A 16,807-nucleotide genomic window follows, 5' to 3' on the forward strand; every position below is an offset into this window, starting at 1 on the left:
GTCGCGGACAACCCCGGCATCTCGTATAACCCGCTGTTCCTGTATGGCGGCGTCGGTCTGGGCAAGACCCACCTGATTCACGCGATCGGCAACCAGCTGCTGATGGACAAGGCCGGCGCGCGGATCCGCTATATCCACGCGGAACAATATGTGTCCGACGTGGTAAAGGCCTACCAGCGCAAGGCGTTCGACGACTTCAAGCGCTACTACCACTCGCTCGATCTGCTGCTGATCGACGATATTCAGTTCTTTTCCGGCAAGTCGCGCACGCAAGAGGAATTCTTCTACGCGTTCGAGGCGCTGGTTGCGAACAAGGCGCAGGTCATTATCACCAGCGATACCTACCCGAAAGAGATATCGGGTATCGACGATCGCCTGATCTCGCGCTTCGACTCCGGCCTCACCGTCGCGATCGAGCCGCCCGAGCTCGAAATGCGCGTCGCGATTCTGATGCGCAAGGCGCAATCGGAGTTCGTGAGCCTGAACGAGGACGTCGCGTTCTTCGTCGCGAAGCACTTGCGCTCGAACGTGCGTGAGCTGGAAGGCGCGCTGCGCAAGATCCTCGCGTATTCGAAGTTCCACGGTCGCGAAATCACGATCGAGCTGACGAAAGAAGCGCTGAAAGACCTGCTGACGGTGCAGAATCGGCAGATTTCGGTGGAGAACATCCAGAAGACCGTCGCTGATTTCTACAGCATCAAGGTCGCGGATATGTATTCGAAGAAGCGTCCGGCGAATATCGCGCGGCCGCGACAGATCGCGATGTATCTGGCCAAGGAGCTGACGCAGAAGAGCCTGCCGGAAATCGGCGAGCTGTTCGGCGGGCGCGACCATACGACGGTGCTGCACGCGGTGCGCAAGATCGCCGACGAGCGCAGCAAGGACGCGCAACTGAACCATGAACTGCACGTGCTGGAGCAGACGCTGAAGGGCTAAGTGCGGTGGCCGAAAACGGCTGAAAGCACCGCGGATAGGGCAACGGCCACGTCAGCGGCGAAAAGGCGAAAGGCGGAAAGCTAAAAAGCGGTCTGCGGAACGTGCAGAGACCGCCGGGCGTGGCAACCGTGGAGAGCGAAGGCAGAAAAAGGCGGCGAAACGAGGTGAAAGCGGACCGACGCTGGCCGGAAACCGGCCCGGCAAACTTCCCACCAAATGAGCCGCCCAGCGGACCGAAGCAAAAACCCGCGAGCAATCCGGAAAACACCCGGGAAAATCGACCTGTTTATTCCCGAACTCGCCCCCAATTTAGTGAGGCGGTCCCGTTTTCAGGCACAATACAGGTTTAACCGCCCGGCGGCCACGGGCGGATTTCACGCCGTGTCGGGCGCTCCCGTGGCGCCGGCGGGGAGCCGCGGCTGCATGCCGGAGAAGCCTGTCCTGTAAGGCGTGCAGGCCGTTATATCAACGAAGGAACCCTATGCAACTGGTCAAGACCGAACGCGATAACCTCCTCAGGCCGCTGCAAACCGTGAGCGGCATCGTCGAACGCCGCCATACGTTGCCGATCCTCGCCAATTTGCTGATCACCAAGAACGGTCCGGACGTCTCGTTCCTGTCGACCGACCTCGAGTTGCAGATCACCACGCGCGCCGATTTTGGCGTGGGCAACGATTCGGTCGCGACCACGGTGGCAGCACGCAAGCTCCTCGACATTCTGCGTGCGATGCCCGACGGCCAGGTCACGCTCACGTTGAACGACAAGCGTCTGACCGTGCAATCCGGCAAGAGCCGCTTTGCGCTGCAAACGCTCGCCGCCGACGAATTCCCGACCGTCGCTCAGGCTAAAGACTACGGCGCAAGCCTCGTGGTTCCGCAGAAAACCTTCCGCCAGTTGCTCGGCATGGTCCATTTCTCGATGGCCCAGCAGGATATCCGCTACTACCTGAACGGCATGCTGCTGGTGGTCGACGGCGACCAGCTGATGGCGGTCGCGACCGACGGCCACCGCCTCGCGTTCTCGTCGATGAAGATCGAAGGTTCGTTCGCGCGCCAGGAAGTGATCATTCCGCGCAAGACGATTCTCGAACTGCAGCGTCTGCTCGAAGACATCGACGACACGCTGAAGATCGACATCGCGCAAACGCAGGTCAAGTTCACGTTCGGCCAGGTCGAACTCGTGTCGAAGCTCGTGGAAGGCAAGTTCCCCGACTTCCAGCGCGTGATTCCAAAGTCGCACAAGAACAAATTCCAGATTGGCCGCGAAGAACTGCAGCGCTCGCTGCAACGCGCGGCGATCCTGACCTCCGACAAATTCAAGGGCGTGCGCTGCATCGTCGAGCCGGGCCAGTTGAAGATCATGTCGACCAACGCCGATCAGGAAGAGGCGCAGGAAGAACTGGAAATCGCATACGACGGCGATAGCGTCGATATCGGGTTCAACGTCACGTATCTGCTCGACGTGCTCGCGAACCTGAAGGTGGACATGCTGCAAGTGAGTCTGGGCGACGCCAGCTCCAGCGCGTTGATCACGATTCCCGAGAACGACGAATTCAAATACGTAGTGATGCCGATGCGCATCTGATACGTCCAACACCAAGAACACACCAAGGGGCGCAGCGCCCCTTTGGCGTTTTTATGGTGTTTTGAAAAGTCCAGAGCAGCAACCAAGCAGCAACGCAGAACCGGAAAAAATCCATGACTGAAACGAACAATACGCAGCCCGATAACAGCTACGGCGCCTCGTCCATTCAGATCCTCGAAGGTCTGGAGGCCGTGCGCAAGCGTCCTGGGATGTACATCGGGGATACATCGGATGGCACCGGTTTGCACCACCTCGTGTTCGAAGTGCTCGACAACTCGATCGACGAAGCGCTCGCCGGGCATTGCAACGACATCCAGGTGATCATCCACGCCGACAACTCGATCTCGATCACCGACAACGGCCGCGGCGTACCGACCGGCCTGAAGATGGACGACAAGCACGATCCGAAGCGCAGCGCCGCCGAAATCGTGATGACCGAGCTGCACGCCGGCGGCAAGTTCGACCAGAACAGCTACAAGGTGTCGGGCGGCCTGCACGGCGTGGGCGTGTCGTGCGTGAACGCGCTCTCCGCGTGGCTGCGCCTCACGGTGCGCCGCGACGGCAAGAAGCACTTCATGGAATTTCACCGTGGCGTGCCGCAAAACCGCGTGCTCGAAGAAATCGACGGCGTGATGACCTCGCCGATGCTGGTGACCGGCGACACCGAAAACCGCGGCACCGAAGTGCATTTCATGGCCGACGAGACAATTTTCGGCAACGTCGAATACCACTACGACATTCTCGCCAAGCGCATTCGCGAACTGTCGTTCCTCAATAACGGCGTGCGGATTCGCCTGCTCGATCAGCGCTCGGGCAAGGAAGAAGATTTCGCGTTCGTCGGCGGCGTGAAGGGCTTTGTCGAGTACATCAACAAGAACAAGTCCGTGCTGCACCCGACGATTTTCCACATCATTGGCGAGAAGGACGGCGTCGGCGTGGAAGTCGCGATGCAGTGGAACGACAGCTACAACGAAAACGTGCTGTGCTTCACCAACAACATTCCGCAGCGCGACGGCGGCACGCACCTCACGGGTCTGCGCGCGGCGATGACGCGCGTGCTGAACAAGTACATCGCCGATCACGAAGTCGCGAAGAAGGCGAAGGTCGAGACCTCGGGCGACGACATGCGTGAAGGGCTGTCGTGCGTGCTGTCGGTGAAGGTGCCGGAGCCGAAGTTCAGCTCGCAGACGAAAGACAAACTCGTGTCGTCGGAAGTGCGCGCGCCGGTGGAAGAAGTGGTCGCGAAGGCGCTCGAGGAATTCCTGCTCGAAACGCCGAACGACGCGAAGATCATCTGCGGCAAGATCGTCGATGCGGCGCGGGCGCGCGACGCGGCCCGCAAGGCGCGCGAGATGACGCGCCGCAAGGGCGTGCTCGACGGCGTCGGCCTGCCGGGCAAGCTCGCGGACTGCCAGGAGAAGGATCCGGCGAAGTCGGAGATTTATATCGTCGAGGGCGACTCGGCGGGTGGCTCGGCGAAGCAGGGGCGTGACCGGAAGTTTCAGGCGATTTTGCCGCTGCGCGGCAAGGTGCTGAACGTCGAGAAGGCGCGCTACGACAAGCTGCTTTCTTCCGAGCAGATCGTCACGCTGATTACCGCGCTGGGCTGCGGTATCGGCAAAGAGGACTACAACCTCGACAAGCTGCGCTATCACCGCATCATCATCATGACCGATGCTGACGTCGACGGCGCGCACATCCGCACGCTGTTGCTGACGTTCTTCTACCGGCAGATGCCGGAGATGATCGAGCGCGGCTACATCTATATCGCGCAGCCGCCGCTGTACAAGATCAAGGCGGGTAAGGACGAGCGGTATCTGAAGGATGAGTCGGAGGTGAATGCGCATATTCTGCGGCTGGCGCTGCAGGGCTCGGAGCTGGTGTCGGGTGAAGGGGCGACGCCGATTACCGGCGATGCGTTGGGTGAGCTCGCGCGGGCTTATCTGCTGGCGCAGGCGGTGGTGGACCGGTTGAGCCGGCTGTATGACGCGGGTGCGCTCGAGGCGGTGATGGATGGTGTCGCTATCGACCTTTCCAGCGAGCAGGCGGCCGAGGCTTCGGCTCGCGCGCTCGAGGCGAAGCTGCGCGACGATGCGCTGAAGCCCGAGGTTTACGTTACGACGATGTATGACCCGGTGCGGGAGCTGCGCTCGCTGCGCGTCGCGCGCACGCATCATGGGAATCAGAAGATTTCGGTGATCGATGAAGAGTTTCAGCTGACCGCGGATTATCAGCAGCTTGTTAATACGGCTAATACGTTTAAGGGGCTGATTCAGGCAGGCGCGGTGATCAAGCGGGGCGAGCGGAGTATGGCGGTTACTGACTTCAAGAGTGCGATGAAGTGGTTGCTGGCTGATGCTGAGCGGAATATGTCGAAGCAGCGGTATAAGGGCTTGGGTGAGATGAATCCTGGGCAGCTTTGGGAGACGACTATGGATCCCACCGTGCGTAGATTGCTGCGAGTGCAGATTGAGGATGCTATTGCTGCGGACGGCATCTTTACTACGCTTATGGGGGATGATGTGGAGCCGCGGAGGGCTTTCATCGAATCTAATGCGTTGCGGGCGGGGAATATTGATGTTTGATGACGGTTGCAGACGTGGGGCGCCAGAGTAATTGCTACTGGCGCCACAAGTTTGCTACTGAGCGACAAAATCAGTGCTACTGGCCTACATTGCGCCAAAGAGACTGCGCCCCGCAAGGTCGGTCGAACGCGCCCCCCTGTTGAGCGCGCCATGGTTAACTGATGGCGGAAAGTAACTTCGAATTCGTGATTTAAAGGTCCTGAGTTCGATCCTCCTCCGCTCCACCACTGGCTTGTCGCGTAACACGGTGACCAGTCTCTATCGAGAGACTCCGGCGCGCATTGACCTTGAGACTCTCAATGCCATCTGTAGGCACTACCAGTGCAATGTCGCCGATCTTCTGGAATACGCACCCGATGAAGACGCCGCTGCGGTAAATGATTGATCGAGGTATTTTCGCTGCCAGCAGGGAGTCAACGGCGGAACAAGGGGAGGGCCAGGGGTGGATAAGAATGAGTTGAGCGAACGAGATATCTGCACCAAGTTCATTACCCCCGCTATTCAGGCGGCCGGGTGGAAGCAGGACCAGTTTCGCGAGGAAGTGAAACTCACCGATGGCCGCGTGATGGTGCGTGGCAAACTCGCAGCGCGCGTCAAAAACCCCGACGCTAAAGGTGGCCCCAAGCGCGCCGATTTCGTTCTCTACGCCCGTGCCAACGTCCCCATTGCCATAGTTGAGGCCAAGCAGGCTAAATATTCTTTGGGGCATGGAATGCAGCAAGCCTTGGCTTATGCTGAGATGTTGGATGCGCCCTTTGCCATTAGCAGTAATGGCGATGGCTTCCTGCTGCATGACCGTACAGGCCTAACGCACCCTGTTGAGCGCGAACTCTTGCTCACAGAATTTCCGTCGCCGAACGACTTGTGGCCGCTTTACCAGCAATGGAAAGGCCTTGCCGACGCCGACGCGGTCAATCTGGTCGAACAGCCCTTCTACACCGATGGCAGCGGTAGGGAACCGCGCTACTACCAGCGTGTCGCGATCAACCGCGCCATCGAAGCCATCGCCAAAGGCCAGCAACGAGTACTGCTGGTCATGGCCACCGGCACCGGTAAAACGTACACCGCCTTCCAGATCATCTGGCGCCTGTGGAAGGCCAAGGCCAAGAAGCGTATCCTATTCTTGGCCGATCGTAACATTCTCGTCGACCAGACCATGCAGCAGGACTTCGCCCCGTTTGGCGAGGTGATGCACAAGGTCACCAATCGCGAGGTCAAGAAGAACTACGAGATCTACCTGGCGCTCTACCAAGCCGTGACGGGCAGGGATGAATGGAAGCAGATCTACCGACAATTCCCCGCGGATTTTTTCGACCTCGTGGTGATTGATGAATGCCACCGTGGCAGCGCGGCCGATGATTCCGCCTGGCGCGATGTGCTCGACTATTTCAGCAGCGCCACTCACCTCGGTCTGACCGCTACGCCTAAGGAAACCAAGGAGGCCAGCAACTTTACCTACTTTGGTGACTCGATCTATACCTACTCGCTCAAGCAGGGCATCGAGGATGGCTTTCTTGCGCCCTACAAGGTCATCCGCATTGCTACCGATGTCGATGCCGTGGGCTACACGCCTGAAAAGGGCAAGGTCGACAAGCTCGGCCAGATAGTCGACCAACGCCTTTACAACACCAAAGATTTCGACCGCAACCTGGTGTTGGAAAAGCGTACCCGCTTGGTGGCCAGCAAGGTCTGGGAATACCTAAGAGCCACAGGCTCAATGGCCAAGACGATTATCTTCTGTGACGATCAGGACCACGCCGAGCGCATGCGTCAAGAGCTGGTGAAAATCATCCCAGCCGCTGCCAGCAACCGACGCTATGTGATGCGCATCACCGGTGACGACAACGAAGGCAAGGCCCAGCTCTCCTACTTCATCGACAACGACGAGCCCTATCCGGTCATTGCCACCACGTCCAAGCTGCTCACTACTGGGGTGGATGCGAAGACTTGCAAGCTCATCGTGCTGGACCAAAATATCAACTCGATGACTGAGTTCAAGCAGATTATCGGACGCGGCACACGGCTACGCGAGGATTACCAGAAACTCTATTTCACCATCATGGATTTCAAGGGTGCTACGCGCCTGTTCGCCGACCCAGACTTCGACGGCGAACCGGTGGTGATTTATGAACCCAAGCCCGATGACCCGGTGGTTCCGCCGGAAGTCATTGAAGGACCCAGCGGAGTCGATCCCGAGCCACCGCCCTTTAGCTCCGATACTGCAGGCCGCGACGGCACACTACCCGGTCGCAAAGCGGGTAATAGTGGCGGAAATGGTCGGGTTAAGTATGTAATCGATGACGTGAACGTCCGCGTTGCCGTCGAGCGTTCGCAGTACCTCGATGCCGACGGTAAGCTCATCACAGAGGATTACCGCGTCCTCCTGAAGGACGATATAAAAAAAGCATTGCAAGCCGAGTTTGGCGATCTCACCGATTTCCTGCGCCGCTGGAACAGCGCCGAGCGCAAGCAGGTCGTGCTGGAAGAATTGGCCGCACACGGAGTGCCGCTAGAGGTCCTGCAACAGGCCGTGCCCAACGGCGCCGAGCTCGACGTCTTCGATCTCGTTGCCCACGTCGCCTTCGATCAGAAGCCGCTGACTCGTCGCGAGCGCGCCAACAACGTCAAGAGGCGTGATGTGTTTGGCAAGTACGGCGAACAAGCCCGCGCCGTGCTCGAGGCACTGCTCGAGAAGTTTGCCGACCACGGAGTACAGGACATCGAAGACGCAAAGGTGCTGGAATTACCGCCTTTCGACCAGTTCGGTAGCAAGACGCAAATTCGGCGCGGCATTTTCGGTAGCATCGAACAATACACCCAGGCCGTACAAGCTCTCGAACAAGCGCTGTATGACCAGAGCGAACGGAAACAGGCCTGAACTATCTCAGGCCTCGTGATACGAGAACAACGGAATGAACCTCAGCAGCACCATTAAATCTATCCAGGACATCATGCGCAAGGACGACGGTGTCGACGGCGATGCCCAGCGCCTAGGGCAGCTAACCTGGATGCTCTTCCTCAAGGTCTTCGATCAGCGTGAAGAAGAGTGGGAAGACGACAACCCAAAGTACCAGTCCCCGTTGCCTGAACGCACGCGTTGGCGTAACTGGGCCGCCTATGTCGCGGGCTCGGATGGCAAGAAGGCACCCCAAAAAGCTGCCAGCGAGATTATCAGCTTCGTCAACAACGAGTTGTTCCCCACGCTTAAAGAACTTGATGCCAATGTGAGTGGGCAGCACAAGGTGATCCGCAGCGTCTTCGAGGATGCCAACAACTATATGAAGTCTGGCACCCAGCTGCTGGCAGTGATCGAGAAGCTGGAAGAATCCATCGACTTCCACGACTTCAAGACGCGCGCCAACTTAGGCGACGTATACGAGCAATTGCTTAACGATCTGCGTGGCGCCGGCAACGCCGGTGAGTTCTACACGCCGCGCGCCATCACGCAGTTCATGGTAGATCGCGTCGATCCGCGATTGAAAAGTAGGGACGTTGTTCTGGACCCAGCGTGTGGGACCGGTGGCTTCCTTACAGCCGCCATCAACTATTTGCGAAATCAACGAACCACCAAGTCAGGCGCAAAAGAGCAAAAAGCCATCGAGGAAGCCATTCGCGGCATCGAGAAAAAACAGCTGCCGCACCTGCTGTGCACCACTAACATGCTGCTGCATGGCATCGACGTACCTAGTCAGATCGAGCACAAGAACACCCTTGGCATCGGCTGGAACGAATGGAGCGCCAACGACAAGGTGGACTGTGTCATCACCAATCCGCCCTTCGGCGGCTATGAAGATGACGGCGTCGGCAGCGACTACCCATCCGACCTTCGTACCCGCGAGACGGCCGACATGTTTATGGCTCTGATCGTCAAGAAGCTGCTGAAGGAAAACGGCCGCGCCGCAGTGGTCCTGCCCGATGGCTTCTTGTTTGGCGACGGTATCAAAGCCGCGCTAAAGAAGCTGCTGCTGCGCGATTGCAATCTACACACCATCGTTCGCCTGCCTAAAGGTGTGTTCGCACCCTATACCACCATTAAGACCAACTTGCTGTTCTTCACCAGGCGCGCGACCGTGGACGACGGCACCGAGCACTTCCACACCGAGACGATCTGGTACTACGAGCACCCGTACCCGCCCGGCTACAAGAGCTACAGCAAGACCAAACCCATCCGGTTCGAAGAGTTCAAGCGGGAGCAGGATTGGTGGGGTAATGAGGCCAACGACTTTGCCGAGCGCGCAGAGAATGAATTCGCTTGGAAGGTGGATTTTAAGACCAAGCGCGAGGAGGCCGAGGCCGCGGCGCAACCACATTGGGACCGTGCCGAGCAACTGAGCAATGAAGCCGGCGTGCTGGACAATCGGATCCGTGATCTGAAAGATTCCATCAAGCGCGTGAGCAATGCCAAACAACGCCGGTCGGTCGAAAACGAGATTGAGATGCTGCGCCCGCAAGTCGAAGGGCTGCGCCTGCAAGCCCGCGATGCCCAGGTCGCTGGCGATCGTCTGTATTGGCCCATCTATAACCTAGACCTGAAGAATCCCAATGCGCCGGAAGAAGAGAGCCACGACCCCGACGTGCTGCTGGAGAAATACAAGTCCCTGCTTGGCCAGATCGAAGAAACCGAAAATAGCCTGAAGAGCGAGCTCGCCGCCGCACTGGTGCACCACTTCCTCAGCGAGGACGCTTGATGGATGCGCAGCAGTTTTTGGCAGAGTTTGGGCATTTCGCCGAAGCGCCGGGGGGCGTGGCGCGGTTGCGGGAATTGGTGCTGCAGCTGGGTATTTCTGGTCGACTCTCGGAACGTGTCCCAGGTGACACGTCGGCACGCGCCTTGATCGAACTCAACAGGAAGCGTCAACGGACATTGGTTGCCCAAAAGGCACTCAAGCGACAACCCGATCCAAAGCAGGTTGTCGAAGGCGATCAGCCGTGGGTCTTGCCAGACGATTGGACGTGGACTCGCCTTGGCTATGTTACAAACTACGGGGATTCTCCCAAGATTGAGTTCGAAGATGTTAGCGAGGAAACGTGGGTACTTGAGCTCGAAGACATCGAGAAAGGCACTTCGAAACTTTTGTCCAAGGTACTGGCACGTGATCGGAAATTCAAAAGCACAAAGAATGGCTTTCCTGCTGGAGCCGTACTGTACGGAAAGCTGCGCCCTTACCTCGACAAGGTGCTGATAGCCGAATATCCTGGCGTCTGTACAACTGAGATCAGTCCTATTTCGTTCTTCGAAAACATTGAGGCCGGATATTTGCGTTGGTATCTGAAGTCGCCGTACTTCATCTCCTATGCCGACGGTTCTACCTATGGAATGAACCTCCCTCGGCTTGGCACCGATTCTGCACGTGAGGCCCTGTTTCCATTTCCTCCTCAACGGGAACAATCGCGCATCATCGCCAAAGTCGATGAGCTGATGGCGTTGTGCGACCAGTTGGAAGCGCAGCAGCACGATCGCCGCAAGGTGCAAAACGCCCTACGCCAGTCAACCTTGCAAGCCATCACCAGCGCCCAAAGTCCGCACGAACTGCAAGAAAGCTGGCAACGCTTGCACGCTAACTTCGAGTCCCTGTTCAGCGTGCCAGCGGATGTCCGGCTTCTCCGCGATATGCTGTTCGATCTGGCTCTCCGGGGCATCCTTTTGGCGCAGTCAAAACTGACTGCAAGCGACGATTCTTCGAACGAGGACCGTAGCCCGCTTCCTGAGGGATGGGAGTGGAAAACGCTAGCCGATCTTTCCGAATACATCACCAGTGGATCGCGAGGTTGGAAAGCCTACATGGCTAGCGCGGGTGATTCTTTCATTCGCTCCCAAGATATTCGACAGGATGAGCTGATCTTCGATAATCCCGCCTTCGTCACTTTGCCGGAGCGAGTTGAAGGCAAGAGAACCTTAGTTCGCCAAGGCGACCTTTTGCTTACGATCACGGGCGGGAATGTCGGCAGATGTGCAGTGGTTCCTGATCTACCAAACAGTGCTTATGTTAGCCAGCACGTGGCTCTGATTAGACTGCAAAAGCCGAGCCTGTCCGAATTCATTCACTTCTGGATGGTCAACGCTTTTGGTGGCCGAGCGTTCTTAGAACGATACATCTATGGAGACAAGCCCGGCCTGAATCTTGTCCAAGTAGGTAGTGTCCCAATTCCCGTTCCGCCTGCGCACGTTCTTCCCGACATATTGACAACCTTGCGCCGGCATCTGCAACTTTGCGATGCCTTGGTGGAGCAACTCAATGCCATGAACGATGTTGCAGAAAAACTGTGTACTGCTGCAGTCGCCACCCTCACTGGCATCACCATCGAACGAAAAGTGGACGCCCCCGTGAAAACCCCACAAACCGAACTGATCGCTCCGTTGCGGCTGGGAACTCCGCCCGACGTGAAAGCTCAGGCCCCTCTGGCCACCCTTCTGGTCCGCCACAACGGCGAGATGCAGGCCCGCGATCTTTGGCAGCGCTTCGGCGGGGAGATCGACGCCTTCTACGCGCAACTAAAGGTCGAAGTCGCACACGGTTGGATTGCCACGCCTTCGGTGGCCGGGGTTCGAGAGAAGGCCGCCGACGCGGCGGGAGCCTGAGTATGCAGTTGCGACACTTGGTCATTCCACATTTTCGCAATCTGCGCGAGGTAGCGATCGATTTCGCGACGGAGCTATCGCCCATACCGGGCGCGGCCACCGATGCTACGCCGAAGGTCATTCGGAGCCATGCCTTGATCGGTCAGAACGGTACCGGCAAGTCCAACCTGATTGAGGCGCTGGTCACCATCTTTCGCGACGTGGATCTCAATCAAGACGCTGCGTTTGACTACACGCTGGAGTACGAGATTCGTGGTCATATCGTGCGAATTCAGGCCGACACTGCAAGGCAAAAGCGGCCCTATGTTTGGGTGGATGGTGATCGTGTTACCCAGGACTATTTGAATAAAAACGACCCGCCCGAGAAGACTCCGCGCGATGAGAGACGCGGACCGCGCTTGTTGCCGACCCATGTCTTCGCTTACTACTCGGGCCGCAACGAGCGCATCGAAGCCTTGTTTCAGGAGCATCAGCGCCGCTTCAACCAGCGCCAAGAAATCACAACGGACGAGGTGCTGCCTGAGCAGCTGCTTGCTAACTTCGCTGCAAGCGATGCGGACATCCGGGCAGTGGATGAAGCCAAGCGTCGGCGAGAGGCTCGGCTGAAACAGGCCGGCGACGATCGTCTGCGTCGACTGTTCTATTGTCGCGGCGGCCACAGCCAGTTGGTTCTGCTGGCATGTTTGCTGTCGGACGACCCGGTTTTCCAGAAGGTGCTGAGGAATCTGCACATCGAATCGCTGGAGTCTGCGCTGTTCGTGCTGAAGGAACCGCATCGATTGCGTACCAAACGCCGTGAAGGGAAGTTTGACGAGAACGAATTGAACGAAGGGGATCCACGCTTCTGGTACGCGCGGGGCAACGTTGTGAGTGAGTTCCTGGACAAACTATGGCAGGTGGCTTGGGCGCCCATCGAGCAGGAAACCTTCAAACAACTCGATTTTCGCGGCCGCACCGAGAAGCAGAAGCAGCTCTACTTGTTTGTGCCTAGCCAGACCGATCTGAAGAAATTGGGCGATCTGGTTGCCGGCACGGACAGTTTTTTTCGCTACGCAGAAGGTGCCTACATCGGCGACTTGATCGACGAGGTACGCATCACGGTCAAAAAGGTTGACGAGCATGGCGGCAAAGTAAGCTTCGCCCAGCTTTCCGAAGGCGAGATGCAGATGCTCACGGTGCTTGGCCTGATGCGTATCACGCGGGAAGACCATTGCCTGTTTCTGCTCGACGAGCCGGACACCCATCTGAACCCGCTGTGGAAATTGCGTCTGTTCGATGACATCAAGGATGCGATGGCGAACGAGGCTGGTTTAGGCGCGTCGGGGGAGTCTCAGGTGTTGCTGACCACACATGACCCGATCTTGCTTGGAAGCCTACAACGTGAGCAAGTACATATACTGCGCAAAGGCCCCGATAGGACTGTGGTGGATGTCCCAGATGAAAATCCTCGTGGCATGGGCGTAGCCGGGCTGCTAAAGAGCGAACTGTTCGGTTTGAGTTCTACATTGGACCAGCGCACGATCGAAGATTTGGATCGACGAAACGAGTTGCTCGCTAAGGAGGCAAGGAACGAGCTTGTTCCAGGTGAGAGAACTGAGTTAGAGCGCCTGAAAGCCTATCTAACTGATCTCGGCTTTTCGCGCGAGTACCGAGATCCGCTTTATCAATTGTTTATCCAGAAGATGTATGAGGCGCGCAGTCTGCCAATGGCGCAGTTGCTGACACAGGAGCAGCAGACACATCAAGACCAGTTAGCTCAGCAGATTGCCAAAGCCATGGTTGCGGATAAGCGCTTGAGTGAAATGGAGTCGCTTGCAAAAGCTTTGAGACCGACGAAGGAGGGTGAGGCATGAGGCCAGTTCGCATTCCTCCTGGGAGTTCGCCTCCGCAAGACTGGCTAGACGAAGCCGCGGCGCTAACAGAGCAACTCAGGAATGCGCCCGATGACAAAACGCGCATTGCCTTGGCATTCGCACATAGAAAGCTTTGGCGCGATCCAAGACTTTTGAATTGGCTGACAGACGTCCATCACCGCAAGTGCTGGTACAGCGAAGCGAAAGAATCCGTGTCGTCGTACCACGTCGATCATTTTCGACCCAAAGGGCGTGCGGCACAGATGGACGGAACTCAAAGATCTGGCTACTGGTGGCTGACCTTCGATTGGAAAAATTATCGCCTGGCTGGACAGCTTCTTAACGTCAAGAAGCGGGATCTCTTCCCCGTGCAGATACCAGGTGTCGCCCTGCCAGCCGTCTTGCCGACTCTTCTGGCAGAAGGGTCTCTGCTAATTGATCCGCTTGCAAATGAGGCGTGGTTTGTGTCGTTTGAGCGCTTCGACGATGGCGAGTGCGTAGCAACGCCTAGCCCCGGTCTGTCACAGCAGAACGAGGATCGAGTAACGCTCACTATCGAGGTGTTGGGCCTAAATCGCTTGCGTTTGCTCAACAAGAACCGGGCCGAGACTTGGGACAAATGTCTTGAGCGAATTAAGGAGTTTGAAGATGCAGATTCACACGCGCTTCTACAGACACAAGAGGCACTACGCCTAGTGGCTGCACGAGCCCTCGCGCAACTGTGCTCGGAGGATCAGGAGTTCTCGTCCGTTGCAAAGGCGTGTGTCGAAAAGCAGGCACCAAAGGCGCTGTGCCTGTTGGTAAATGATCTTTTGGCACATCCGGAATTGCTCAAGATCGCTGCCTGAACTATGCCTATGTCTCATACCATCTGGTGCGTCGGCTGGGCTTGCGAAGTGGTCGGGAATTGGATTGCATTTTGCAAAGAGCCGGCGCGAAGGTAAGCGTGTAGCCAGTGACGTCTTGACCTGACGTTGGAGTTACCGGTGTACGCGAAGCTGATCAGCAACGCGCCACGGCGTGAGTTCGTCCACGCGATTGACGGGGTGCTCCGCGACCCGGGCACCTCGGTCATTGTTGCGCGAAGGGACCGCCTCTGCTAGTTTTCTCACGTCTCATATGAGGAAATGGCGCATGGTTGCACGAGCAAAAATTCGCGTAGGCGACAAGACCTCTCACGGTGGTACCGTGATCGAAGGCTTTCCCGAGATGCAGTGCTATGGCAAACCGATCGCCGGCCTTGGCCATGCAGTGACCTGTCCAAAGTGCTCTGGCCATCACCAGATCGTCGAAGGTGTGGCCAGCTTCTCATTTAAAGGAACACCGATCGCGCTTGAAGGGATGAAGACGTCGTGTGGGGCCGTTCTGATCGCTTCACAGCATCTGGATCTAGTTGAGCTTGTATCCGGAGGGAGTCCTTCGAGCTCTGACCTCCTCACGTCTGGGCCGCCAGAAGGGGGCGATCACGAGGAACAAGTGATCGAACAGTGGTTCGGCCTGGAAGACGAGCATGGGAACCCTGTGAAAGGCTATAAATACGACCTGCTCAAGGACGGCGAAATGCACACACAGGCTGCGAGCTTTGACAGCGGGAAAAGCTCTGTCGTCGCGGGCGACGCAAATCTGCGCACCGTCATGTGGCTCGCGCGTGACTCGGTGGCGAAAATATGAAAGACAAGAAAGCGACGCTCGATGCACAGACGCGACGACTCGCGGCGATGGCGTATGGCGAGTCATCACCTGATAACAACGCTGATGAGATATTCGCTCTAGCCAGCGTACTAGTGCGGCAGCGTGATGCGAGAGGGTACTCGGACATGAGTACCTTCGTTTCGTCAGAAAGATCCTTTTCGTTTGTGGTAAGCGACGGGAATCCCCGATATACGCAACTGATGAAGGCAACGGAGGCTCAGATCGAGAAGGATCGCGGGATGAAGACCGCCATCGCCGCAGCACGAAACGCACTGGCTTACGGTCAGGACAAGTCGAACGGCGCCTATTTCTGGGACGGAGCCGACATCAAGTCACATTACTCCACACATCCGAAGGTCGCGGTTGGAATCAAATTCACCGATCCCTCGCACAACATCTACGACATCAAGGAATCGACGAAGCTGGTAATCAAATACAAGTTCACGAAAAAGAAGGTCGCTGGAAAAATCACCATCGAAAAAACCGAGCTCTATCGCTACGATCACGTTTATGAGTCGACTGCAGCTTACGGCGGCACCATTTTCTGGAAGTTCAATCCCGATTACGTCAAGTTCACCCATTCAAAGGAATATCTATGAAAGGGATGTTCCTTCTACCCGGCTTGTTCATAGTCAGCGCGGCATATTCCGCAAAGCCATCGGATGCACTGATCTATAGCTGCATGAGCGCGAGTCCAATGTCGCGAGAAATTCGCCTGACGCTCATACCGACGAACGAGAGCATTGACGAGGATGACTACAAACCTGGTTATAAAGCGACGTTTTTTCAATACAAGGGAAAGGACATAGGATATGCACAGGGCACCGCGTCAAATGCGCTGATATACGACGGGGTTCTCTATCGAACGAGCGCAGCGACTCGATTGCTAGCCGGGAAAGACGAGCCGGTCGAGATCAATCCAAATTTGGCAGCGTGGTGGTTGTTGAGTGAAGGGCGAGATCGATTCTTGTGTGTCAGTGACACGCTAGGAGGACTTGGTAGAAGTGGTAGCTATCAGAATGTGCGATACGCATATTTGTTGTCGCTGTCTTCGCCGAGGCATCTGTATTTTGCGTTGGGTGACCTTCGCCACTATAAAGAGCACTGATGCCCAGTACTCGGTAACTCCAACGTCGCGTCAAGACGTCACTGGCTACACGCTTACGAATTGTGCAGGAAGTCAGGCAAATCAATCTGTCAAATGGTACCGGTGTGGCTGTCCGCGAATACTCCACTGACACCGGCCCTGCCGACTACGTGCTGTTCGTTAATCGCAACCCCCGTTGGCGCAATTGAAGCTAAAAGAGACCGGGGCAGGCGACAATTTGGCCATTACCGAGACACAGACCGAGCGCATTACGCCCGCTCCAAGCTCAAATGGCGCAAGGACAGTAATGCGACTCGGCGACGCTGGTCCTCCGGGCTCTCCGTCTCGCGAGCCTGCTTCAGTTCAACAGAAATACCTGTCGATCGTTCTTGTGCAACTACTACACAGCTAGCCGGTTCGGGTGTCACCGGCGCGGGGCATGCCGTAATCGCCAGCCAGATAGTGACTACGTGGCGTTGACGGCATGCT

General features: G+C 57.1%; 12 protein-coding genes. All 12 read left to right on the forward strand.

Annotated elements, in window-relative coordinates:
• On the forward strand, positions 1 to 936 hold a 936-nt coding region (dnaA, locus tag L0U82_RS00005), incomplete at its 5' end, for a chromosomal replication initiator protein DnaA (RefSeq protein WP_233827617.1).
• 481 nt (positions 937 to 1,417) lie between these two features.
• Complete coding sequence (gene dnaN, locus L0U82_RS00010) at positions 1,418 to 2,521, forward strand: DNA polymerase III subunit beta (protein ID WP_233827619.1); 1,104 nt, start codon at positions 1,418 to 1,420, stop codon at positions 2,519 to 2,521.
• Between the two features lie 113 nt (positions 2,522 to 2,634).
• On the forward strand, positions 2,635 to 5,106 hold the full coding sequence (gyrB, locus tag L0U82_RS00015) for a DNA topoisomerase (ATP-hydrolyzing) subunit B (RefSeq protein WP_233827621.1): 2,472 nt from the start codon (positions 2,635 to 2,637) through the stop codon (positions 5,104 to 5,106).
• Positions 5,107 to 5,314: 208 nt separating this feature from the next.
• Entirely contained in the window at positions 5,315 to 5,491 is a 177-nt protein-coding gene (locus L0U82_RS00020; protein ID WP_326489738.1) for a helix-turn-helix domain-containing protein, read from the forward strand.
• Between the two features lie 57 nt (positions 5,492 to 5,548).
• Positions 5,549 to 7,984 carry an EcoAI/FtnUII family type I restriction enzme subunit R gene (gene hsdR / locus L0U82_RS00025; RefSeq protein WP_233827624.1) on the forward strand — a complete coding sequence of 812 codons (2,436 nt, stop codon included), beginning with the start codon at positions 5,549 to 5,551 and terminating at the stop codon, positions 7,982 to 7,984.
• Between the two features lie 34 nt (positions 7,985 to 8,018).
• Positions 8,019 to 9,794 carry a class I SAM-dependent DNA methyltransferase gene (locus L0U82_RS00030; RefSeq protein WP_233827625.1) on the forward strand — a complete coding sequence of 592 codons (1,776 nt, stop codon included), beginning with the start codon at positions 8,019 to 8,021 and terminating at the stop codon, positions 9,792 to 9,794.
• Entirely contained in the window at positions 9,791 to 11,686 is a 1,896-nt protein-coding gene (locus tag L0U82_RS00035) for a restriction endonuclease subunit S (RefSeq protein ID WP_233827626.1), read from the forward strand. Before L0U82_RS00030 ends, L0U82_RS00035 begins: the two co-directional genes overlap by 4 nt.
• Before the next feature lie 2 nt (positions 11,687 to 11,688).
• Positions 11,689 to 13,539 (forward strand): AAA family ATPase, encoded by a 1,851-nt coding sequence (locus L0U82_RS00040; protein ID WP_233827627.1) that lies wholly within the window; start codon positions 11,689 to 11,691, stop codon positions 13,537 to 13,539.
• Positions 13,536 to 14,387 carry a hypothetical protein gene (locus tag L0U82_RS00045; RefSeq protein WP_233827628.1) on the forward strand — a complete coding sequence of 284 codons (852 nt, stop codon included), beginning with the start codon at positions 13,536 to 13,538 and terminating at the stop codon, positions 14,385 to 14,387. The genes L0U82_RS00040 and L0U82_RS00045 overlap by 4 nt, the downstream gene beginning before the upstream one ends.
• Before the next feature lie 286 nt (positions 14,388 to 14,673).
• Entirely contained in the window at positions 14,674 to 15,210 is a 537-nt protein-coding gene (locus L0U82_RS00050) for a PAAR domain-containing protein (protein ID WP_233827629.1), read from the forward strand.
• A complete protein-coding gene (locus tag L0U82_RS00055) occupies positions 15,207 to 15,830 on the forward strand; it encodes a hypothetical protein (RefSeq protein ID WP_233827631.1) in 624 nt (207 codons plus the stop codon). The genes L0U82_RS00050 and L0U82_RS00055 overlap by 4 nt, the downstream gene beginning before the upstream one ends.
• Positions 15,827 to 16,339 carry a hypothetical protein gene (locus L0U82_RS00060; RefSeq protein WP_233827633.1) on the forward strand — a complete coding sequence of 171 codons (513 nt, stop codon included), beginning with the start codon at positions 15,827 to 15,829 and terminating at the stop codon, positions 16,337 to 16,339. Before L0U82_RS00055 ends, L0U82_RS00060 begins: the two co-directional genes overlap by 4 nt.
• The last annotated feature ends 468 nt before the right edge of the window (positions 16,340 to 16,807 follow it).

The sequence above is a fragment of the Paraburkholderia sp. ZP32-5 genome (genome assembly GCF_021390495.1).
Taxonomy (GTDB): Bacteria; Pseudomonadota; Gammaproteobacteria; order Burkholderiales; family Burkholderiaceae; genus Paraburkholderia.